Consider the following 24,302-nt stretch of genomic DNA (forward strand, 5'->3'; position numbering starts at 1 on the left):
AGTGAGCTGGGTTAAAGCTCATAAAATTCAATTGAGGGGGAGATTTTTTATATGAGAGGAATAGCGATAAACAAATAGAATAGAAGGCACTTCAAAACAAAGCGTCGTATTTCTATTTAAGAAAACCGGAAAATGATTACAAGTTTAATGCCTTCGATATTTTTTTTACTTCTTTTGTTAAGTAATGAAGCTGTTCATGTACTTCCTGGAGATTCACGTTGTTTTGATTGTTGTTAGTGACCTGCTGCTGTGTTTCCTGTAGTGCAAGAGCAGATGCAAATGTAGAAATCCCTTCAGCTAACGTAGCTAACAAACCGGCTAATACCTCAAGTGAAGCGGCTTGAATTAATGGATTGTTATCGATCGGCGGTTCATTGTTTTTCTTACGGTTATTAGTTTGCAATAGTACGACCTCCAAAATAGTGATGTATATATTTTATGGTTTTGATGAGCAATTATGAATGACTGGAGGGATTTGCTGCAGAAAGTTTTAAAATCTTTCAAGTTTATTTGATGGTAAAATTCAGGGGTATTTTAATTCGAGAGGTTTGGGGGTGAAGAGAGGCATATTTCCTCTCTTTTTTTTATGTTATGTGACTGAAAAACCATTGATCTGACAATTATTCTAGTAATTTAGGGTGTGTTTTATACTCTCATTGAATTATAATTGTAACCATATTATACTTAAGTTCGTCTTAATCCACATGAGCAAAACTCATCTAAAAATAGAGAACTACATATAGGAAAGGGTTTGGGACATCTATGAATGACATTTCTGTCAAAATGAATAAAAAAGAGTGGCTCGAAATTTTTGGGGCAATTCTTGTACTTGTGGCGGCCTTACTGCTTCCGCCTTCGATAGCGCAAATCAGTACAGCGATTTTCTTTGTACTCTTTGCATTTTTTAAGCCTTTTCAAAGTTTAGTAATTTTAGTACCGTACGTTATTTTCCGTACCTTCTTTATTGAACTGAACCCTGGTCTTAAACTCATCGGCGATTTAATTACAATCGTCGTATTACTGCGTTTATTTTTACTTAATACGAAGAAATTTAAAACTTGGTTTCATTTCAAACCATTTGAATACTTCTTCTTCGCCTTTTTAATCTTCGGTGCAATCATTGGCTACAAAAACGGTGTATCACTTGGTGCGATCGTCTTCCAATTACGTACATTCGGCGTTATGTATTTACTGTATTACATTCTAAGCCGCAGTGAATTGCCGAAAAACTTCCTTGTGAAACTGGCATGGGTTACTGTATTTTCAGGTGCAGTTATTTTCATTCAGGGGATTTTCGAAAAATTGTCGATGCGCCAGTTATTAATGCCTGAAATTTGGACGGAAAAAATACTTTCTTCAACAAACTTCGTGCGTGTCTATGGTATGCTGAACAATCCGAACTCACTGGCATTAGTCATGTTCTTTGCAATTGGCGCGGTATTCTTCCTGCGATGGGCTTATAAAAACAATGAATTTAAATGGACGTTCCGTATAGCACAAGTCGCTTTCTTTGGAATGCTGTTATTGACACTTTCCCGTGGTACATGGATTTCTGCGTTCGTCTTCGTCTTATTCTTCATGCTGCTATCACGAAATTGGAAGCTATTGAAGAGAATTGCCATTTCATTTGTTGTGGCAATTGCACTAATTTATTTCCCTGTAAACTGGGGAGTATCATTTTTACAAAACTTAGGTGTGGAAAACACGGTAGCACCAGAGGAAATTTCTGGTGGAATCAGCAATCGCTTCACGGAAACATTCTCGGACGACACTTTGGAGTTGATGCAGGAAAGTGGTCGTATGTTCTATATTAAAAAAGGATTTGAAGTGCTGAAGGATTATCCGATTACAGGTGCCGGTTTTGGTACATTCGGTGGTTCGGCAACTTTATCATATGACTCACCGATTTATGAGGAATATGGTATCCGTTCTGATATATACGGCGGCAAGAACTTCTATTCCGATAACCAATATATTCAAGTTATTGCTGAGACGGGTGCAGTCGGCGTTCTATTATTTGCAGGCTTCTTACTTGCGATGGTATGGATGTACTGGAAAGAACGTAAAACAATCTTCGGGCAATATTTATTCGGGCTATGGTTTGCAACAGGTGTAGCAGGCTTCTTCTATAATATTTGGGAATTAAAAGTATATGTACTATTCTACTTTATTCTCTTTGGAATATTTGCAAGTATGCGCACAATGTATCCAATGCTCAAGCTCAGCGATTACGAAAAACAAAAAGCAGAATAAATCAAGGAACTATCTCTTTAAGGGGATAGTTCTTTTTTTATGAAATGAACAGACTATTTTAGAAGCTTCCATTATTGTATTTGCATTATTCTCTTATACAAGATGTAACTTTATGTTGAAAAAATGGATTTCTTGTAAAATGTAACAAAAGATTAATAGTTTCTCATGCGAAAATTTGTTAAGGTTAGAGATAGGACATTAAGAAAGGAAGGTGACTTGCTTCAATTTAATTAGGAAGCACAAATTATGAAAACAAATAAATCTCTATTTATTGCAGTGCTAATGGTGTTTGCACTCATTTTCAGTACACCGCAATTTGCAAGTGCAGCACAAACGACAAATGACTCATACCCGATTTCGACAGGGGTAACATATTCAAACTACACTCATAAAGGTTCTAAAACAAGTGTGGTTAATCATTTAGAAGTTGATTTAACAGACTCTTTCACAAAAATCGGTTTAGGTTTACCAACTCCGGTCAATACGTTAATGACAACGACGCAACATGCGAACAGTCATACGAAGGAAGGAAACCGGGTAGTTGGGGCAATCAACTCTAATTTCTATAATATGGGGGATGGCTATCCTTTATATTTAATTTCTCAATATAATACAATCGTTACACCAAGCGTTATTTCAGATTCAAGTTCGAACTATGTGAGCCAACCAATTGCATTCGGTATTACAAAGGACGGATACGGAGAGATTGCTTACTACAATAGTAAGATTAACGTTACATATAACGGTCAAACAAATGAAGTAAATGGTCTTAATGTAAAGCGTGGAACAGATGAGGCGGTTATTTATACACCGCAAAATCATAGTTCTATGACGCCGAACAACGGAAAAGGTATGGAGTTTATCGTTGAAACTGGAAATACAGTCGGTGCAACGAAATTCGGCCAAACATTAACGGGTAAGGTTACTGCAATCCGTGGTTATGATGATGAGACAAAAACGAAAATTCCGCGTAACGGTTTCGTGCTTTCATTTAACGGATCAGCATGGGGCGATAAATACCGTGGTATTAAAGTCGGCGATGAAATTTCAGTAAACTTTGCTATTGATGATCGTTGGATGGACGCACAGTTTATGATGGCAAGTGGTCCATTACTCGTATTGGACGGCAAGAAAAATCTGACAATCAATGAATCGAGCTCACGTGCTCGAGAAGTTGCACCACGTACGGCGATTGCAATCAGCAAAGATAAGAAGAAAGTACACTTAATTACAGTGGACGGACGTATTAGCTCAAGTGCAGGTATGTCTTTACCACAGTTTGCGGATTATCTAGTAAGCCTTGGCTTTGACCGTGCGATTAATTTAGATGGCGGCGGTTCAACAACAATGGGTATTCGAAAATACGGCAGTAACACAGTCGTTTTAGCCAATACACCGTCTGGAGGTACACAACGTCGCGTATCTGCAATTATTGAAGCAATCAGTACAGCTCCAACAACAAATGCACCTAAATATATTCAAGTAAATCGTGATAAAGTAGGTACGTTATTAGTCGGTGCAACAGTGAAACTTACACCAAACTATGTGTTGGACGAGTATTACAATCCATTGGCAGTAAATGCAAGTGATTTTGTGTTAACACCGCAAAATAATACAGTAACAGTTAATGGCTTAAGCTATACAGCTGTAGCGCCTGGCTCAGAACGTCTAACGGTTTCAAATAAAGGCGCAACACAAACAATCAGCTTTAATGTAGTCGATGCACCTGCTGGACTTTCTATTTCAGGTGTAACAGGTCCAGTTGTACCAAATGCATCGCTTCAATTAAAAGCAAATGTAACAGGGGCAAATAATGAAACATTAATTTATAACGATTCACAAATTAAATGGTCTGTTGATGGAAACATCGGTTCAGTATCCAGCTCAGGTCTTTTCAAATCGAATGGTAAAGAAGGCACTGCCCGTGTAACAGCGACATTAGGAACAAAATCTGTTTCTAAAGATATCGTTGTAAAGGCTGTAGAAAAACCATTATTCAAAGATATTTCTGTGAACAATGTATATAAAAAAGAAATTCAATATTTAGTGGATAATAACTTAATCAACGGGTATCCGGATGGTACATTCAAACCGGATTTAGCATTAAACCGTGGTCAAGCAGCTGTATTGCTGACTCGTGCATTAGGCTTATCTACAAAAGATGTGCCAAACCCTGGATTTAGTGATCTATCAACAAAGAGCACATATTATGGTGCAGTTGCAGCGATTGTACAAGCAGGCATCATGAGTGGTACTGGTGATGGCAAGTATGAGCCAGGCAAACCATTAACTCGTGCTCAAATGGCGAAAATCCTAGTTGAAGCATATAAGTTAACAGGTACTACTTCTACGAAATTTAAAGATGTAAGTACAAAGCACTGGGCGTACGATTATATTCATACGCTAGCAGCAAATGAAATTACGACAGGTTATGAAGATAATACTTATAAACCAAGTCAAGAAGTATCACGCGTGCACTTCAGCTTATTCTTATACCGCACAATTACACAAAACAAATAAGAGAGAACCTTTGTAAAGTTGCAGCGAGGAATCGCAACTTTTACAAAGGTTTTTTTATGGAGAAAAGGGGGCATTGGGGAAGAGGGGGAGGGAATTAAACGAAGTGAGGTTGAACCGGAGAGTTTTATTACGTGGAATGTATTTTTTTATGGGGAAGGTGTAAGTATTGGCTTCTATGTTGTTGAAACTATAGAATTTTTTGGCGCGAAAGTAGAACAATTACGGAAGAAAGTGGAACTTCGCACCAAGAAAGTAGAAATTTTCTCAGGTAAAGTAGAAGATTTCATTTAAAAAGTAGAACAGGTGGCGAGTATTCGCCAAGTAGTCGCAGAAAGTAGAAAGTTTTGGCTCGAAAGTAGAATGCTTTCGGGTTAAAGTAGAACTTGGCATCAAGAAAGTAGAACATTAATCAGATAAAGTAGAAAGTTTCAATTGAAAAGTAGAACGGGTAGCGAGTATTCGCCAAGTTGTCGGAGAAAGTAGAAAGTTATGGTGCGGAAGTAGAATGCTTTTGGATTAAAGTAGAATTTCGCACCAAGAAAGTAGAACGTTTCTCGGGTAAAGTAGAAAGTTTCATTCCGAAAGTAGAATCGGTTGCGAGTATTAGCCAAGTTGTCAGAGAAAGTAGAAAGATATGGTGGGAAAGTAGAACTTCGCACCAAGAAAGTAGAATGAATTAACGCTAATGTAGAACACAGCCCCAGAAATATAGAACTTTACCCGGAAAAACTAGAAGAATATACTTCGTAAGTAACTCATCACCCCCTTTAAGTAGAAATTACATAAGAAAACAACCTATCCATTTTTCTGATTTAAAACGTCTTCAGGAATTAAGTAATAGACACCACGTCCTTTGCCAAATTGCTCAAAGTTTAAGCGCTTTAGAAGTTTGGAAGTAACTGCTTTACAGTCGATTCCGACAAATTCCCTCAATTTACGATTTGTAATGCGGTCCCCGATTAATACGCGATAGTGATGTAATGCTAAAAAGATTGCCTCTTTACTTTTCACGCCGCAATGTGGGCAAATCCATAATCCGTGATGATAATACATGACATGCTGAAAGTCGCACTTTTTGCAAAGGACGCCATTTCGTATACGATATCTATCTATTTTTCTTCTAACAGGTAGCCTGCAAGAGATGGCCGATAATTTATTTTCCAATTTCACTAAATCAAGTTTTATTTCACCATAGTTTTGATATAATTTCTCCAGAAACTTCGGCAGGCCGCTTAAATGAATAATCGGGGAACCGTTTAAGGACGAATCCAATTTTGTTCTGATATTAGCATTGACCACAATATATAAGACAGGCAGCTGAATTTTCCAGCTTGATAATAAATGCGATAAAAATAACTGATGCCGGTAAGCCTGGTCAAAAGGATTCGGGAAATTTTCTAAAACCCCCTCCTCAGTTTGACGAGCGAACTCGTGGAATGCAGGTTTATAAAACAAAGTACCGGAAATTTGTTTAACCTCGACAACGAGGAGAAATCTTGTCGTTAATATAAGGGCGTCGATTTGATGAGAAAAACCCTTTTCATTTATACACTCAAAGTTATAAAAAATTTTATAAGGACCAATAAAATGATAATCCGCTAATGTTCTCTGCATTTTTAATTCGCCTGCAATTCCAGCTTGGACGCGATAATAAGCTTCCTGAAATGTGATGAACTCTTCATCCTTAGCTTCCAATCTAGAAACAAGGGCATCCAAATACTTAAAATTTTCAGACCTGTACAATAAATCACCTCTACTCGTGCATTGAGACAAAATCTCTATGACAGCAATGTATCCGAAAATTCCCCGGCTTGCAAATGCCCTGGAAAAGTCATTTAATGCATAATTTCCACTTCAAAAAGTAAAAATGAAACTAATCTTATATGCAAACCGTCTCATTAACGAAAAACTATAAATTTATTGTTAATTTTCTTCTTGTGAAATGGTGTGATCTTGCCCTCGGGAATATCGTTTCAAACAGACATTATGCTATACTGAAAATACGAATCATAACGCAGAACACATCGACTTCAGATGTGTTTTTCAAATGAAAAATGAAATAAGCCAAGCGTACTTAATATGCTTGATTCAAAGGATGAATGAATAAATGAAAATTGGTATTGTTGGAAATTACGGGAATGATAATAATGGAGACGAGGCGATTTTAATAAGTATTATTCGCCAGCTGCAGAAGGTATTTCAAATAGATACAAAAAATATTACGGTATTTAGTAATAACCCAAAACAAACAGCTGAACGTTATTCTGTGCAAAGTTACCCTTTATATTACAAAAACGGTAATGCCGTGAAAACGTTTATGAAGACGTATAAAGAAAATTCTAATGTCGTGAAAAACCTTGATTTTGTCGTAATCGGCGGCGGCGGTATTTTGATGGATCTTTATAAACGTGAAGCACCGCTGTATGGTTCATATGCGATGATGGCCAAAAATAATAATGTACCATATGTTGTCTATGGTTGTGGGGCGGGTCCACTAAACACAGGCTTAGGTAAATGGTTTATCCGCTATATGGCCAAGCATGCACAAAATATTTCAGTGCGTGATCCGCAATCTGAACAGCTACTAAAAACAATCGGGGTAAAACGTAATGTACATGTAATTGGAGATCCGGCATTTAGTTTAGAAGTAGAGCGTTCAAATTATAGTGATAAACCAAAATCGGTTGGTGTTACAGCGGTTCCTTACTATAATGCTTCATACTGGCCAACAGGCGATGAGACTAAATACGAAAACTATATTAATGGCATGGCGAAAAACCTGGATCGTTTAATTGAAGAGCATAATGTCGATGTAACATTTTTTGCGACAAAATATCCGCAAGATGCTGATGTGACAAAAGATATTCAGGCTAAAATGAAGCATCCGGAGAATACAAAAATTATTGATGAAAACTTGCCGCCGCAGCGTATTTTACATATTACGTCTACATTTGATGTGTTAATCGGTACAAGACTTCATTCATTAATATTGGCAACGGATGCGAAAACGCCGATTATCGGTGTGTCTTATCATGTGAAGGTGAATGACTTCTTACAAATGGCGGGGCTTGGCAACTATTCTTTACCGATTGATTCACTTCATGAATCAGAGGAGAAGTTTGCGATGCTCTTTAACGATATGGCAGTAGATTGGAACGGTGCACAAAACTTAGCGGCTCGTACAAATGCGTCATTTAAAGAAAAATCAGCATTAGGGGAGCAGCTTTTAAAAGAAGGTGCGAAAAAGTAATGAAAAAAGTATTCGTCATTAGCAATATGTATCCTTCAAAGGAACATTTAGCTTACGGCATTTTCGTGAAAAATCAGGTCGATCAATTGGAACAAGAGGGTATCGATACAGTGCTCGCGGTAAATACCAATCCAGCAACAGGAAAGAAAAATGTTATTCTGAAATATTTAAAGTGGGCTCAACAGTTTATGCGTGTATTCCGTGCAAACAAGCGGAATATTTCGCTAACACATAGTCATTACGTATTTCCGAGCGGGATATTCAGCTACTATTTAAAAAAGCGTCACAATATCCCGTATATCGTAACGGCACATGGCGGCGATATTAATAAAATGGCCAAAAAAGGCGGACAAATCCGTGAGTTTACGGAGAAGATTTTACAGTCTGCAGATCATGTCATTGCAGTAGGGGAAGAGCTTGCTGCAACGATTGAAACAACTTTCCATGTGGAAAACGATAAAATTTCGGTAATGAGCATGGGGATTGATCGTACGGTTTTCAATAAAGCGGACGATAAAAAACAACATGCAAAAGAGCTTGGAATGGACCCTGACAAGACAAATTTTTTATTCGTAGGTAACATTATACGGGAAAAAGGTGTTACAGAACTTGTACGTGCATTCAATAAAGTAACGGAATCGCTTCCGCAGCAAGCCGCTCTTTATTGTGTTGGTTCGACAAAAGATAGTAATTTTACTAGTAAAGTAAAAGAACTTGCTAGGGACAATACGGCGATTCATTTTATCGAACCATTACCGCAGCAGGAGTTGGCGCGTTATTTTCAGGCGGCTGATGTTTTCGTACTCCCTTCTTATATTGAAGGACTGGGATTAGTAGCTTTAGAGGCAATGAGCTGCGGCACACCGGTCATTGCATCGGATGTCGGGGGACTGCATTATATGCTGGCAGATGGAGCAGGGGTATTAGTGCCTCCTAAAGACGAGATTTTACTTCAGCTGGCACTTGAAAATGCAGTGAAAGACGGAATCGCAGTGAATGAAGCACGTGTAGCTGAGCTGCTTCATACACATGATGCAAAAAACATTATTGCACGTTTAAAAGAGCTCTACACAACACATGCGAAATAAAGTAATTGTAATTAAAGGATTGTGATAAGCGTTGAAAGGAATTTTAAAAATAGTAGGGGCCGTCGCGGTTATTAATATTTTAGCGCGACTGGTCGGCTTTGCCCGTGAAACGTATATCGGGATTGAATTTGGTACCACTTTATATTCAGATAGTATTGTTAATGCTTATACAATTCCAAACTTTTTATATTTAGTCATCGGCGGAGCGTTTACGACAGCGTTTATATCCATATACCATAAGACGTCATCAAGCATTACCGAATATATACAGCGAACGTTTACAACGATTGCTGTTTCGATTACGCTCATTGTCATTTTATTTATGGCGTTGGCCGATCCGATATTAATGCAATTTTTCCAAGTTGAGAATCAGGCGGAATATGAAATACTGCGCTCGCTTTACTACTGGATGATGCCATCGACGATTATGCTCGTATTATCGACTTGGATGAGCGGTATTTTAAATGTCCAGGGCCGTTATCATTTATCAGCGTTTTCAGTGCTTATTTATAACGCTTCATTTTTACTCGTATCCGTAGTCTTATCCATCACAATGGGACCGGTCGGAATGGGGATCGGGGCATTAGTCGGGGCAATCTGTATGTTCCTGTTCCTTGTATTCGGAGTTCGAAATGTGAAAGAAATGTCCTTCAAGCCAAACTTTAAACAGGCTGAAGATCAAAAAATGCTATGGAAAATTGCGTTGCCAATTATGCTTGGCGGTGCGACTGCACAGCTTTATATTTTAATTCAACGATTCTTTACTAATATGCTGGAAGCTGGTGTTCCGTCAGCGATGAACTATGCGACAAAAATGTCCCAGTTCCCGCAGGCAATTTTAATGACTGCTGTAACGACCGTTATTTTCCCTTTACTCAGCAAAAAAGAAGGAGAAGGGGACACAGAGTCGGTAAAACAACTGTATGTTCGCGGGATGCGTTTATTATATTTACTCGTATTGCCTGTTTCGGTGTTCTTCTACTTCCAGGCAGAAGGTGTTGTCCGCATCATATTTGAATATAAAGAATTTGATGCAGAGTCAACAGCGATTACAGCGCCACTGCTGCAAGTATTCAGTACGACGATGTTCTTCCTTGCTGCAAACACGTATATTACGCGTTTCTACTATGCGAAGGGTAACTCCGTATTACCGATGATATTCAGTATTTTAACAGTATTCGGTGTGAATATTGCGGTCGTAATGGCGACGATTGATGAAATGGGCGCTAATGCGGTTGCCCTAGGGACATTAATCAGTGCTATCGTAAACTTCCTGTTGCTTGTATTTGTGCTTCAAAGTAAATATAAGTTAAAACTTTTGGACAATAACGTTAGTCAGCTGTTTAAGTTGGCCATCATTGGACTAATATACGTCGCAATTAACTGGGCGATTGCACATTGGATTTCAATCGATCAAAAATGGCTTCATATAATTGCTACATTTATCGTTGCGTCAATTAGCTATATGATATTACTGTTCGCGTTCAAAATGGATGAGCTGCAGCAGATTACAGGTAAAGTAAAAGGTAAGATTTTACGAAAAAAATAACATGACAAAGCGCGTATCCTGAAATTGATTAGGATACGCCTTTTTGTATCTACTATATAATGATATTTCAGGCAAAGAATAATTTATCCTTATAACAGGTCAATTAACGGATGATGAAATTCAAATTATTGCTAAGTTATGTCAATGGAGTGCTAATAATAAGGAGAAATGTTAGTTATATGGCGGAAAACTTTATTTTAAAAAAACTTTCCTATATAATCATAAGTGGAATAATTGGAATTTAATATAAATTACTAAACATCTAAAATAGAGATAAGGGTGGAGAAGTATGGCAAGAGGAAGACGTGTAAATTCATGCGGTGAAAAAAGTAAAAAATTATTATTGGAAAAAGCAATTGAGTTATTTTCTACATATGGTTATCATCAAACAAAAATCAGTGATATTGTGAAATCGGCAAATTTAACACAGCCGACATTTTATTTATATTTTCAAAGTAAGGAAACATTGTTTAACGATTTAAATGAGAAGTTCCACAATGAGCTAACTGAAATTTTTTCTAGTTCAACAAATGACATAAACAACGGGAAAATTGGAATCGACCTTATTCAAGGAAGTCTGACACATATTTTCGAGTTTTTTATCGAAAACCCCAACCTCACAAAAATCGGTTTTTATGAAGCAGAGCAATCAACGGCCGTAAAGGAAATGCTTGTTTCTGAATTAATACATATCCTAAATACACAGTTAAAAGATTCGAATGTTTTAAAGCAGGCGGATGCGACTATTCTTGCAGAAAGTCTTATTGGTTCGGTGGAACGGCTGACACTGACAAACTTATTAACGAATAAAACGAGTCCGGAACAGCTAGCAAAAGAGATTTGCATGATTTATTTTGCAACGGAACTAAGCTTAGTACATTCATAAAATTGAAAGAGACGATTGCCAATGCGCAAATCGTCTCTTTTTTCATTTACTGTTTTGTCGTTACATGTAAATAAACACCAGCTTTTAAATTTTTGCCTTTCTCATTTTTTACTTTAGGATGAACGATGAGGGCATATTCTTTGCCAGCCGTTAATTCTTTTGCAGGGGTAACAACGAGCTGTTGACCCGATAATTTGTGGGTTGTTTTTACAGTATCTGCACCCAGCTCTACTAGTTCTACGGAAGAAGCATTGAGCTCTTTCGCCAGTTTAGCGGAAAACTTGATCGTAAATGTTTTATTTAACGGAACATTTTTTAAGGCAGCAAGTTCTTTATAGTTTTTTAAGTTTGAAGCAATTGTATCGTAATGTGCTTTAAAGAGAGGCTCGCTTGCTGTTTTAATATGAGGTTTAACCCCAATTTCATTTATTTTCGTACCGTTTGGACCATAAAAATGGCCAACTGTTAATTTTAGAAAGCTGCCGTCTTCAAGCTCGTAAAATGCCTGCATCGAGCCTTTACCATAAGTCGTTTCCCCGTATAGTGTGACTGCTTTTTGATCGGAAAGTGCTGCCGCAGTCATTTCCGACGAGCTGGCACTATATCGATTTATAAGCATTTTCGTATTTTCAGGGAATGTTGTTGTTTGCTTCATCGAACGGACAATAGATGTCCCCGAAGTTTCTTTCAATTTATAGGCATAGGAGGCATTCGGGAACATACCGATAAGCTGTTCTGCTGCGGTTACATAGCCGCCCCCGTTATTTTGCAAATCGAAAATAAATGATTTTGCCCCTTTATTTTTCAAATCACGAATAGCCTTTGTAACGAGGCTCGCCGTGTCGTTTGAAAATGAATTCAATGAAATGTATCCCGTATTGCCGTATAAAAGCTTTGTTTCCACATTAGGAAGCGAGAAAGCTTTACGTGTTAATTTTTTCGTTATAATTGTGCCGTCTTCACGTGAAAGCGTTAAAGAAACCGTTGTATTTGCTGCTCCTTTAATAAGTGAAGAAGCCTGGTCGATTGTAAGTTCTGCAACCGGTTTCCCATCAATCTCTGTGATGATATCGCCAACTTTTAAGCCGGCATTTTTTGCGCTGCCCCCATCGATCAGCTCGGATATTTGAATACCGCCTTCAACCTTTTCGATGATAACGCCGATGCCTACAGTAGTAAGGTCCACGCCATTAATAAACTCATCGAATTCTTCCGGTGTAAAGTAAGCGGAATACGAATCGAGCATTTCTGTCAGTTGGTCGATGCTTGTAGCACGGTTGATATCACCATTAATATTCCCTACATAGTTTTCCTTAACAATCTGTTTTGCTTCATCTAAAGGAGCACCTAGTACCGTCAAAGGAACGGTTAGGCACATGATGAAAAACAGTATTGCTGACAAACGTCTTTTTAGCATGAGTCCACCTCATTAGTTTTATTTTTCTATAATGTAATGCGTAATGCCATAATAGCGATATTACCATATTTTATCATGAATACTTCACTAATTTATGGTAAGTGTAAAAAATTATTTTAATCTATTTTTAGTCAATAAAAGAGGGTAAGTTACAAGTTTTTACACTTATAACTTACCCTCATACTAGTAATTAAACTTATTTTCGTTTTGCTAAATACATGATGTAGCCGATGACACCACCGACTAATGCAGGGACAACCCATGCGATGCCTTGCTCATAAAACGGGAAGATTGATAAAAACTTATCGTAAGCTTCGATTTCGAATCCGGCTTGTTTGATCCCGTCATAAATTGCCACAACACCTGTGAAAATTAAAGCCATTCCATACACACTCGGTGCATGATTGAAAAGGTTTCCGAATAATGCAAAAATCATAAGCACAATTGCGAATGGATAAATTGCAACCAAAACAGGTAATGATAGATTAATTAAATCCGATAATCCAAAGTTTGAAACACCGAAGCTGAAAAGTGCGAAAATAACTAAGTATACCTGGTAAGAAACTTTCGGGAAAATCTTATGGAAAAATGTTGCGTTTGCAGATAATAAACCTACAGATGTTGTTAAACAAGCTAAAATGATCACGGCTGATAAAATGATATTACCGGCTTGTCCGTATAGTTGCTGTGCTGCTAGAGAAATTATTGTACCGCCATCTTCTTGGAAGCCGATAGCCGATGTACTTGTTACACCGATATAACCTAATGATACATAGACAAATGCTAAACCTATTGCAGCGACAATACCTGCGAAAATTGTAATTTTAACTTGTTTAGCTCTCTCCGTTACGCCACGAGCAACTAATGATTGAACGATAACGATTCCGAATACTAATGATGCCAGTACGTCCATCGTCAAGTAACCTTGAATGAATGATTCACCAAAAGCGTTATTAATATATGGCCCCTGCGCTTCACCAGCTTCACCTAACGGAGTAATAACGGCTTTAATCGCAAGTAAACAAATAACGACTAAAAGTGCAGGTGTTAAAATTTTTCCGACACGATCGACGATTTTTGTCGGGTTATATGCTAAGTAGAATGTGATTCCGAAAAAGATAAGTGTTGTAATAAATAATGGAATCCAGCTACCTTTCATTGCTTCTGTTAAAAACGGTTCCACACCGATTGAATATGACACAGCACCAGTACGCGGAATTGCAAAGAATGGTCCAATCGACAAGTATATAATCGACGTGAAAATTATTCCGAAATATGGATTAATGCGACCTGCCAATATTTCTAAGTCTCCGCCGTTCTTTGCTACGGCAATAATACCTAATAGAGGCAACCCTACTCCTGTTATTAAAAATCCGATCATGGATATTACAATATTCTCCCCGGCCATTTGACCTAGTTGTGGTGGGAATATGATATTACCTGCACCTAGGAACAATGCAAATAACATAAAACCTACCGCGATATTCTCACGGAAAAAACTTGACTTGCTATTCATGTTGACTTAACTCCTTTAATTTGAAAATACAAAGTTTTCTAAAAATTTAAATCTTTTAACAAAAACTAATTCTATCATAAAACTATTAAAAAACAAGCATATTTTAAGAAATCATTTTGCAACAATTCAGTGTCTATAAAATATTCGTTTATTTCTATTACATAATATTACTATGTGAGTATAGTAATAGAAGAAAAATATAGCTACCCGAATAATTTTCTTATTAAAAGAGGGTTGTATACTCTATTAAAAATTAAGTAAAATAGAGTAAAAAGTAGTTTCATTGAGAAGGGGGAGTTTTCATATTAAATAATAAATGGAAGGTAGTGCTGACAGGTGTCACATTTTCACTTGCACTATTCATTGCACCCGATGCCCAAGCATCCACTTATACGGTGAAACATGGCGATACGTTAACAAAAATTGCGAAAGCTCATAACACGACGATTAATCAGCTTAGACAATGGAACAAACTATCTCAAGATCGCATTTTTATCGCGCAAAAACTGGTCGTTGCACCAGCAAAAAATGCAGTGAGCAAAACGGCGGCGGCAACTAAAACGGTAGCAACAAAAACAACAGCTGTTTCAGTTGTAGAGGAAAAAGTCGAAACACTGCAGATTGCCGTTTCTCATACCGTTATTAAAGGTGATAATTTAACAAAGATCGCTAAAAAGTATAGTATATCGGTAGCGAGTATTAAACAGCTGAACAATTTGAAAACGGATGCGATTAAAGTTGGCCAAAAGCTGACAATCAGCCAGCAATCAACTAAAGACTTAGCTGTTGAAGCGCCTTCTGCCAAAACAGTGGAAGCGGAAATTAATTTTAATCAAACGGCAGATGATGCGATTGAAAAACAGTTGAAGAAGGAAGTTGCAATGCCTGGGAAGGTTTCGCAACAAACAGAACGCCTTTATGCACAAGCTATTGAAACGGCTAATGCAGTATTAGGCACACCTTATAAATACGGCGGAACGACAACAGATGGATTTGACTGTAGCGGCTTTGTAAACTACATATTTAATTCAGTTGGCATCCAAATGGATCGTAAAAGCAGTCTTATGTATTTCGAACAAGATACGACAAAAGTGACGCAACCTGTACCGGGAGATTTAGTATTTTTCAAAAATACATTTATCCCAAATGTCTCACATATGGGGATTTATATTGGTAATGATGAATTTATCCATGCGGGTTCTAAGGGGATTACGGTTTCGAATGTCAAAGAAAAATATTGGGATGAGCGCTTTGTCGCATACAAACGTATTAATAATTTAAAATAAAATAGTGAAGAGCTAATAAGTGGTGTTGAAAATCACTTACTAGTTCTTTTTTGTTACATAAATTCGTGATAATGTTACAAATGTTACAAAAAAGAGCTTAAATATTGGTTAATATTACAAATAATAGAGGTATTTGTTTGGATAATAGTTTAAAAATCCTAATTAAAATAGGTTCTTTGGCAATGTTTGAAGTTATTTAAAAGCGGGTAAATGTAACTTTGTTGTTACATAACTGTAATGTCATTAAATATAATCTCGTGTTAACCTAATATCAGTTAAGTTTTCAGAAAATTTATTGGTTGGGGGAACACGATGGATTACTTAAAATTAATACGCAATACCGTACTAACTTTGGCAGCTGCCTTCGTAATTTTCTTCGCACCGGTGAATGAAAAGGAAGCTTCTGCAGAAGAATCTGCTTACTCGATTGATGAGTTAAAAGAAGTCTCTTCAAAATATTTAGGAGTTCGCTATTCATACGGCGGTACATCAGCAAAAGGCTTTGACTGCTCTGGCTATGTACGTCATGTCTTTAAAGAACTAGGCATTACATCACTGAATCGCACATCTTCAGATATGTATACGCAAGGTACGAAAGTTAAGAAGAGTGACCTTGAGCCAGGCGATTTAGTATTTTTCAACACATCAGGCAAACGCATCTCTCATGTAGGGATTTACATTGGTTCAGGAAAATTCATCCACGCTTCTACAAGCAAGGGTGTTATCAAAACAAGCATTAACGACAAATATTACTGGGGTAAAAAGTACGTAGGTGCTAAACGCATCGCCAACTTCTCAACAGAAGAAGCCCTTGTAGCAGATGCAGACGATTCAGATGTAGACAACACTCCAGAAGCAGAATAATACATAGCTTACACACACTACTACATACTGCATAATTCGTAATTATAATCTCTCACCTTTTATAGGGTGGGGGATTTTTTAGTGTGGTTTGGGCTTGGTAGTGGAGCTGAATGATAGAGTGGGTTTCTATATTTTGAGTGGGGAAGTTAGATTGAATGGTGTTCTACTTTTAGAGCGGGGAATTTTCTCTATAAGTTTCGACGTGTTCCACATTATGAGCGCTTCGTTCTACATTAGCGCTGAAACTTTCCACATTTCCTGATTGAATGGCGAAGAAAAAGTCGAAGTTCTACTTTCAATGCGGAAGTTTCTACATAAGTGCTGCTACTTTCTACATTCCGAGTGAACCGTTCTACATTAGTAGTGAAAGTTTCCACAATAGACCAAAAACATTCTACATTTCAAGACAGGATGGCAAATAAAGAATTAGCGTTCTACTTTTTAAGCAAAACTTTCTACAAAAGCCCCGCAATTTTCCACATTACCAGCGTTCCGTTCTACATTAGCAAAGAAACCTTCTACTTTTCCCGAAAAATCGGCAAATAAAAGCGAGCCCTCTAGTAGCGAGCCATAAACTAAAAAAAGCACCCGAAAGCCAGTTAATGACTTCCGAATGCTGTCTGTTTATATAAGCCTATTGTGGTACGCGAGCTGTCCAGCGAGATAAGTCAGCGCCTTCAGCTGTTACTAACTCTTTAGGGAAGATGAAGGTCCAAGGCTTTGTCGTATTAGGTTGTACTGTTAATACAGGGTCTAATTTGAACGATCCCTTAGCAACTAAGACATTGCGTGCATCCATAATTTCAAGTGGTAACTGTTCCAAGTTGATCGCTTTTTCATGGCCGTTACGGATGAAAATTGATGCGTGGAAGCTGCCGTCATCGTTTAACTTCGCTTGTAGTCCTGTGAAGTTTACTTCTGTTTTTCCTAACTTCGGTAAAGTTTTCACAATTTCAGCTAGTTTTTCTTGCTGATCTTTCGGTAATTGTTTCTTCCAAGTGTCATCTAAGTCTAATTGGTGACCGCGTAATGAAAGTAAGTTGAATGAAATTTTCCAGCCTTCTTCAGGCACTTCGTCTGCAGTAATTGAAGAAGCAGGGAATGTGAAAATCCATGGACGAGCACTTTCTGCTGGGATCACGCCTAGCTCTTTAAAATCAAAGTAATGTGAAGCGATTCGGTTATCATCTTTATCTAAAATTAATAACTCGATTTCGCCTAATTCGATTGCTTCTGATAATGAAGAACGGAAAAATGCTTTAACATTCCAAGAACCGTTTGCCAATGAAGGCTCGATATTAATTGCTGACAACGATAACTGATTTGGTTTCAATGGAGCCAAATCATTTGCTAAGAAATTAAATACATACTTTTGTTCTTGCGGTACATCCCATTCAGGGTGGAACGATAATTTTGTTATAACATCGCGATTTGCACCTTTTTTAGAAGTATCACCAGATGTTTTTACGACTGATGAAGAATCAACAGCACTGTCTTTACCTACTTTGTCACCTTTTTTAAATAAATCGAATAAACCCATCTGCTATTCCTCCACATTCATCGTAATGTTTTTCATAAATGTTACAAGTTCTTCTACTATTTTGCGGCGAAGTTCCTGATAGTTTTTACCGAATAATTCTAGTCCTTCACGTTGATAAATACGCATCGGATCTTCCTGCTGGTAATGACGTAAGCCGATGCCTTCTTTTAAGTGCGCCATCTGTTCTAAATGTTTTACCCACATTTGATCGATGAAGCTCAACATGACTTGCGGAATAATGGCCATAATTTGCTCGTTTTCAGCAAAGCCTTCGATAACTTCTGTTAACTCTTTTACAGAAGGGTCCATTGCATCGAGCATTTTCTTCACTTTCGTCTCTTCACGGTTCACAGTAACAGGTGTTAAGAATAAAGAGTTCACTGTGCGTTCCATTTTATCGAAATCCCATTCAAGCACATCTTTATCTTCAGGGGCATTTTCACGAACGGCAAAATCTACAGTTTCCTTCATCATCGTCACTAAATGTTCCAGAAGATTTTCATTGCGTAATACTTTATCACGTAAATCATAAACTACACGACGTTGATCATTAATCACATCATCCAGTTTTAAGTTATATTCACGCATAGAGAAGTGTGCGCCTTCAACGATACGCTGTGTACGTTCGATTAGCTCTGTCACTTCTTTGTTTTGAATAAGACCAATTTCGTCTGTTGTCATTTTTTTACGGAATTTCTCGACATCATCTTTTGCGAAACGTTTGAACATATCGTCTTCAATCGAAAGGATAAATCGAGTTTCACCTACGTCACCTTGACGACCAGAACGTCCGCGTAATTGGTTGTCGACACGACGGCTTTCATGCTTTTCAGTACCGATTACAAATAGACCGCCAAGCTCATCAACGCCTTTACCTAATACGATATCCGTTCCACGTCCAGCCATGTTTGTCGCAACGGTAATACGATTTTTTTGTCCGGCTTCCGAGATTAATTCAACCTCTTGTTCGACTGTTTTCGCATTTAATAATTGGAATTGTAATCCATGTTTTTTTAAATAATCCGCTACTTTTTCTGATTGCAAAATAGAAGTTGTCCCGATTAATACCGGTTGTCCTTTTTCATGGCGACGCAATACTTCCTGTGCCACATATTCGTATTTTTGCTCGATTTTTTCGAATACGATATCCGGTTGGTCCAGGCGTCGACGTGGACGGTTTGTCGGTATTTGAATAACACGCATACCGTAAACTTCTAAAATTTCCTTTTCTTGAGTTTTCGCAGTACCTGTCATCCCTGATAATTTCGGATACATACGGAAGTAGTTTTGAATTGTAACTTGTGCCTGTGCTTTGTTTTCCTCAGTGATTGTCACGCCTTCTTTCGCTTCAATCGCCTGATGTAAGCCGTCAGAAAGTGAACGACCTTCCATGATACGGCCAGTAAACATATCGACTAATTCGATTTTGTCATCACGTACGATGTAATCAACATCACACTCAAACATAACGTGTGCACGTACTGCCTGAATTACGTAATGGTACAAAGTTTGATGTTCTAAATCGTATAAGTTGTCGACTCCGAATGCAGCTTCAACTTTTTCGATACCTTGATCTGTTAAAGAAGTCGCTTTCGTTTCGTCATCGAAATCGTAATCTTCTTCAGCTTTGAAACGTTTCGCCAACATTGCAGCAATACGGTGCAGTTCTTCGTTTGCACCCATTTTACCCGCGATGATTAACGGTGTTTTCGCTTCGTCAATTAAGACAGAATCTACTTCATCGATAATCGCAAAGTGGTATGGACGCTGTACTTTATCGCCGATCGTATGTGCCATATTATCACGTAAGTAGTCGAAGCCGAATTCTGTACCGACACCATATGTAATATCCGCATTGTACGCTTCCTTTTTATCTGCAGGCTCCATCATTGGAACATTCAGTCCAACTGTTAACCCAAGGAAACGGTGAATTTGTCCGATTAACTCGAAGTCACGTTTTGCAAGGTAATCGTTTACCGTAATAACGTGTACACCTTTGCCTTCCAATGCACGCACGTAAGAAGGGAGTGAGGCAACAAGTGTTTTACCTTCACCTGTCGGCATTTCGGCAATATTACCTTCAGTAAGAACTAGACCGCCAATCAACTGTACATCAAAGTGGCGCATGTTTAATACACGTTTAGAAGCTTCACGGACAACAGCAAATGCATCAGGGATAATATCAACTAGCTGTGTTCCGTTTTCTAAACGCTCTTTAAATGTAAATGTCATATTTCGAAGTTCTTCGTCAGACATAGGACTATATGTTGCTTCGAGGCTATTAATCTGCTCTACTGTTTTGTAGTATCTTTTTAGCTCTCGAGCACTTGTTTGCTCTTTATTACGTTTGAAAATTGAGAACATTATTTTACTCTCCTTTGAAATTGGCTACTTTAATATAGTAGACACTCCGTTATTTTATCAAATAATGCACAAAAAGACTACTGAACAAAAGGGAATTCATAGGAACAATATAAATAAATTGGATGAACCTCTCTTTTATAATATTAATTATTTGATTAGTTTGAAATACACTAGAAGAATGATAGATGTAAAATTTATGTGAGCGGAATAAATAGTGGAAGGAATTTGAGCTATATTTTATGAATTGTTCATGCTATACTTATGTTGAATAAAAATGTAGAGTTTTTAATGAATCTCCAAAAGGCGATTTATTGTAATGCTTAATACTACAAAAATTAAGGAGGAGAGACATGATTTACGTGTCTTTAATCGTAGCTTTTATTGCTGCTATTATACTAACTCCGCTTGTGAAGCGATTGGCTTTTCGCCTTGGAGCTGTAGATGCCCCGAACTATCGTAAAGTGCATGCTCGCATTATGCCACGATTAGGCGGTTTAGCAATTTTTGGTGCGTTTATGATCGGGATATTACTTTTAAAATTAGTCACGAACTTCGAAAGTGACTACTTATATGCAATTTTAATTGCCGCGACAATTATTGTAGCAACAGGTATTGTTGATGATATGCGGGAAATTTCCGCAAAGGCTAAGCTGCTCGGTCAAGTGATTGCTGCCTGCATCGTTGTATTTGTCGGCGGTATTCAAATTGATAATATTAACTTACCGTTTGGTGGGGAACTGGAATTCGGCTGGTTAGGTATTCCGTTCACAATTATTTGGATTGTTGGTATTACTAATGCGATTAACTTAATCGATGGTCTTGATGGACTAGCTGCAGGTGTCTCAACAATTGCATTAATGACATTAGCCGTAATGGCAATGATCATGGGTAACGGTATTGTTATCGCAATGGCTGCTATTTTGGCTGCTGCAACAATCGGTTTCCTGTTTTTCAACTTCCACCCAGCGAAAATTTTCATGGGGGACACAGGTGCACTGTTTTTAGGATTTATGATTTCGGTGCTCGCGCTATTAGGATTTAAAAACGTAGCTGTTATTTCATTCGTTATCCCGGTTATTATGCTGGGAGTTCCAATTTCTGATACATTCTTCGCGATCGTGCGTCGTTTACGTAGTGGTAAAAAGTGGTCAGATCCGGATAAATCGCATTTACACCACCGTTTATTGGATTTAGGATTCTCGCATCGTCAAACAGTGATGATTATTTATGCGATGGCCGCAATGTTCGGTCTCGCTGCTGTCATCTTCTCGATGGCAAAAGTATGGGGCGCAATTTTACTCATTGCCGTTATATTGGTGGCGATTGAGCTGTTCGTAGAAATTATCGGTCTCGCCGGCAAAAACTACAAACCATTGCTCAACCTCGTAAGAATATTTAATAAGTGAAAAGATCGAAACAAGTAAATGGCTTTGTGCCGTTTGCTTGTTTTTTATTTTAGGGGAATTTATTTGCCAAATTGTTGGAGGAAGTAGAAAGTTTGGTGGCTAAAGTGGAAAGAGATGAAGTGAATGTAGAAAGTTTAGAGGTGAAAATAGAAACTTTTCGTGGAAATGTGGAACAGACCGGCTGAAATGTAGAACGCGCGAATTTATTAGCAGATTCGAGGAGGAAAGTGGAACGGAATGAAGTGAAAGTAGAAAGTTCTGAAGCTAAAGTAGAAGCTTTTCGTGGAAATGTAGAACGGATCCTCGAAAAAGTAGAACGCGCAATTTTATTAGCAAAGTCTCGGGGAAAAGTGGAAAGAAATGAAGTGAAAGTAGAAGCCTTCTCAGGAAAAAGTGGAACAGTATGCCCGTAAAGTTGAACACCCCCCTATACTATAGTAGAGACGCCATATAAAAAACCAACCCCCGCATAACGCGCGGAGGTTGGTTAAGGTTATTGTGTATCGGAATTCGTTTTTGTTGTATAAGCTGAGTTGTTGGATTGAGAGCTTGTGCCCGAAATGTTTGTCGATTCAGGAGTAAGCCCTAAATGACTTTTTAAAATATGGCTTGTTTCTGCAAGCGCTTCTTCATCCAGTTTGTAATAGTAAACACCTGTTGACATGTCGTCATAGCCTTCCAATGTCAATGTATCAATACGAGGCATGCCGTTTGTTAAATAGCTGAAGAAAGATTTCATCTCCGTGAATGTCATATCTGTCTTCATGTTGTTACCGACAGCGGATAAAATATCATCATATTTTGAAAGTGATGTAAACGATGCTGCTTTAGAAGCGATTGCCTGAATGATCTCCTGCTGGCGTTTACCACGTTCAATGTCATTGTCCTGTTTACGTGTGCGGGCAAGTGCCAGTGCTTCACGGCCGTCCAATGTTTGCAATCCTGGCTGCAAGTTGACTGTGTTGCGGTCGAACTCGTCTTTTTCAAGCATTGCGTAAGGTACTTCTGCTTCAATGCCACCTAATGCATCGACAATATCGATGAAGGCATTAAAGTTTACACGCATATAGTAATCAATTGGGATATCAAATAATTCTTCTACCGTTTCAATTGAAGCAAGTGTGCCACCGCGCGCATGTGCATGGTTGATTTTATCGTTATATCCGATGTGAGGGATGTAAACATATGAATCACGTGGAATACTTACTAGTTTAACTGTTTTTGTTTTATTGTTCAAAGTGGCAAGCAAAAGGGCATCAGTGCGTGAATTGTCTGCACCTTGTCCGCGCTTATCACTATCATCGACACCTAAAATTAAAATAGATACATTGTCTTGGGCAGGCTCAACTTTTACTTCTCGCTGGTCCGACATTTTGCGGTCCTTGATTACTTCATATGCACTGTCTGCTGCATGTTCGGCTTGCTTCGTCAAATAGACACCGTATGCTGTTGCGCAAATTGCGAGTGAAAGAGTCAGAAGCATCGTAACTTTAAGAAATAATCTGAATTTCGAAGAGCCTTTCTTTTTATTTTGCCTTGTTTTCATAAAGATTCTCCTCTAGGTTAGGGATAGGTTACTATATTAAATTGGTTTTTATAGTTAATTCGTAATCTTATCTAATATACTACAATCTAGTTTTGTCGTAAAGTAACGTTATCTTGCATTATGATGACAAATATTTCGACATTATTCCTTTAAAAATTCGATGAAAAGCGCATCTTCTTGTGTAACTGCCGCCTGCCCGTTTGTCAGTTCGGTAATCCAGTCAATAAAATTTTGCTCTTCTTCTTTTGAAACATGTACATAAATTTCTACATTTTCTGCATACTGAATATCATGAAGAAGGTAGTGGGAACCACGTATTTCATTTTCTAATTTCCCTAACCACACATAATCAATCTCAATTTTCATTATATAATGCAATTTTCGCTCAACAACTTGGGCAGCTGCGATTCCTTCTGTTGTAGCTTTACTATAGGCGCGGATTAAACCGCCTCCGCCAAGCTTAATCCCGCCGAAATAGCGAGTGACGACAACAACCGTATCTTTTAAACCTTGTTTTTTAAGTACTTCTAACATAGGGACGCCTGCAGTACCGCTTGGTTCCCCGTCATCATTCGCTTTTTGGATATGGTCATGCTCACCGATCATATAGCAGGAACAGTTATGAGTAGCCGATGCATGCATCTTTTTTATTCTATCTATAAAGAGAATCGCTTCTTCTTCTGTCTCAACGCGTTCTACATAAGTTAAAAAACGTGATTTTGATATGATGATTTCTGATTCTCCGTAACCTTTTACAGTAATGTAGTTATTTCTCATTATCGATTCTCCTTAATATTACAATTTGATTTCAAATTTG

The 24,302-nt window shown here is 37.9% G+C and carries 18 protein-coding genes; 10 read left to right on the plus strand and 8 right to left on the minus strand.

Features of this window, described 5'->3' with window-relative positions; genetic code table 11:
• Nucleotides 1-136: 136 nt before the first annotated feature.
• Complete coding sequence (locus MHH44_RS04115) at nt 137-403, minus strand: hypothetical protein (RefSeq protein ID WP_008407391.1); 267 nt, start codon at nt 401-403, stop codon at nt 137-139.
• 359 nt (nt 404-762) lie between these two features.
• Between MHH44_RS04115 and MHH44_RS04120 the strand changes: the two genes are divergently transcribed.
• Nucleotides 763-2,253, plus strand: a complete 1,491-nt coding sequence (locus MHH44_RS04120; protein ID WP_065216561.1) for an O-antigen ligase family protein — start codon at nt 763-765, stop codon at nt 2,251-2,253.
• Between the two features lie 246 nt (nt 2,254-2,499).
• Complete coding sequence (locus MHH44_RS04125) at nt 2,500-4,773, plus strand: S-layer homology domain-containing protein (protein WP_339263814.1); 2,274 nt, start codon at nt 2,500-2,502, stop codon at nt 4,771-4,773.
• A gap of 795 nt (nt 4,774-5,568) precedes the next feature.
• Here MHH44_RS04125 and MHH44_RS04130 read toward each other — a convergent pair.
• On the minus strand, nt 5,569-6,516 hold the full coding sequence (locus tag MHH44_RS04130; protein ID WP_340797887.1) for a nuclease-related domain-containing protein: 948 nt from the start codon (nt 6,514-6,516) through the stop codon (nt 5,569-5,571).
• A gap of 364 nt (nt 6,517-6,880) precedes the next feature.
• Between MHH44_RS04130 and MHH44_RS04135 the strand changes: the two genes are divergently transcribed.
• The 4 genes from MHH44_RS04135 (at nt 6,881) to MHH44_RS04150 (ending at nt 11,546) form a co-directional block, all read left to right on the plus strand.
• On the plus strand, nt 6,881-8,023 hold the full coding sequence (locus MHH44_RS04135) for a polysaccharide pyruvyl transferase family protein (RefSeq protein ID WP_340797888.1): 1,143 nt from the start codon (nt 6,881-6,883) through the stop codon (nt 8,021-8,023).
• Nucleotides 8,023-9,111 (plus strand): glycosyltransferase, encoded by a 1,089-nt coding sequence (locus MHH44_RS04140; RefSeq protein ID WP_340797889.1) that lies wholly within the window; start codon nt 8,023-8,025, stop codon nt 9,109-9,111. Before MHH44_RS04135 ends, MHH44_RS04140 begins: the two co-directional genes overlap by 1 nt.
• Before the next feature lie 31 nt (nt 9,112-9,142).
• The gene (gene murJ, locus MHH44_RS04145) at nt 9,143-10,660 is read left to right on the plus strand and encodes a murein biosynthesis integral membrane protein MurJ (protein WP_340797890.1); all 1,518 of its coding nucleotides are present in this window, start codon (nt 9,143-9,145) and stop codon (nt 10,658-10,660) included.
• Nucleotides 10,661-10,949: 289 nt separating this feature from the next.
• A complete protein-coding gene (locus MHH44_RS04150; RefSeq protein WP_008407380.1) occupies nt 10,950-11,546 on the plus strand; it encodes a TetR/AcrR family transcriptional regulator in 597 nt (198 codons plus the stop codon).
• A gap of 46 nt (nt 11,547-11,592) precedes the next feature.
• Here the strand turns inward: MHH44_RS04150 and MHH44_RS04155 are convergent, their stop codons facing one another.
• Nucleotides 11,593-12,963 carry a S41 family peptidase gene (locus MHH44_RS04155; RefSeq protein WP_340797891.1) on the minus strand — a complete coding sequence of 457 codons (1,371 nt, stop codon included), beginning with the start codon at nt 12,961-12,963 and terminating at the stop codon, nt 11,593-11,595.
• Between the two features lie 196 nt (nt 12,964-13,159).
• Nucleotides 13,160-14,479: a branched-chain amino acid transport system II carrier protein gene (gene brnQ / locus MHH44_RS04160; protein ID WP_340797892.1), complete on the minus strand. Its 1,320-nt coding sequence runs from the start codon at nt 14,477-14,479 to the stop codon at nt 13,160-13,162.
• A 326-nt stretch (nt 14,480-14,805) separates the two neighbouring features.
• Between brnQ and MHH44_RS04165 the strand changes: the two genes are divergently transcribed.
• Nucleotides 14,806-15,765 carry a C40 family peptidase gene (locus MHH44_RS04165; protein ID WP_340797893.1) on the plus strand — a complete coding sequence of 320 codons (960 nt, stop codon included), beginning with the start codon at nt 14,806-14,808 and terminating at the stop codon, nt 15,763-15,765.
• A gap of 312 nt (nt 15,766-16,077) precedes the next feature.
• Nucleotides 16,078-16,629, plus strand: a complete 552-nt coding sequence (locus MHH44_RS04170) for a C40 family peptidase (RefSeq protein ID WP_008407374.1) — start codon at nt 16,078-16,080, stop codon at nt 16,627-16,629.
• Between the two features lie 634 nt (nt 16,630-17,263).
• On the opposite strand, the gene MHH44_RS04175 is transcribed toward MHH44_RS04170, so the two are convergent.
• Both MHH44_RS04175 and secA2 read right to left on the minus strand, forming a co-directional pair.
• Complete coding sequence (locus MHH44_RS04175) at nt 17,264-18,169, minus strand: accessory Sec system S-layer assembly protein (protein ID WP_008407373.1); 906 nt, start codon at nt 18,167-18,169, stop codon at nt 17,264-17,266.
• A 3-nt stretch (nt 18,170-18,172) separates the two neighbouring features.
• Entirely contained in the window at nt 18,173-20,533 is a 2,361-nt protein-coding gene (gene secA2, locus MHH44_RS04180; protein WP_340797894.1) for an accessory Sec system translocase SecA2, read from the minus strand.
• Between the two features lie 350 nt (nt 20,534-20,883).
• Between secA2 and MHH44_RS04185 the strand changes: the two genes are divergently transcribed.
• Nucleotides 20,884-21,939: a glycosyltransferase family 4 protein gene (locus MHH44_RS04185; protein ID WP_014824666.1), complete on the plus strand. Its 1,056-nt coding sequence runs from the start codon at nt 20,884-20,886 to the stop codon at nt 21,937-21,939.
• A 227-nt stretch (nt 21,940-22,166) separates the two neighbouring features.
• On the plus strand, nt 22,167-22,352 hold the full coding sequence (locus MHH44_RS04190; RefSeq protein ID WP_340797895.1) for a hypothetical protein: 186 nt from the start codon (nt 22,167-22,169) through the stop codon (nt 22,350-22,352).
• Nucleotides 22,353-22,432: 80 nt separating this feature from the next.
• Here MHH44_RS04190 and MHH44_RS04195 read toward each other — a convergent pair whose 3' ends face one another.
• Nucleotides 22,433-23,485 carry an LCP family protein gene (locus MHH44_RS04195; RefSeq protein ID WP_340797896.1) on the minus strand — a complete coding sequence of 351 codons (1,053 nt, stop codon included), beginning with the start codon at nt 23,483-23,485 and terminating at the stop codon, nt 22,433-22,435.
• Between the two features lie 141 nt (nt 23,486-23,626).
• Nucleotides 23,627-24,262 carry a YigZ family protein gene (locus MHH44_RS04200; protein WP_340797897.1) on the minus strand — a complete coding sequence of 212 codons (636 nt, stop codon included), beginning with the start codon at nt 24,260-24,262 and terminating at the stop codon, nt 23,627-23,629.
• Nucleotides 24,263-24,302: the final 40 nt, after the last annotated feature.

Origin of the sequence: Solibacillus sp. FSL K6-1126, assembly GCF_038003445.1 — a bacterium.
GTDB lineage: Bacteria > Bacillota > Bacilli > Bacillales_A > Planococcaceae > Solibacillus > Solibacillus silvestris.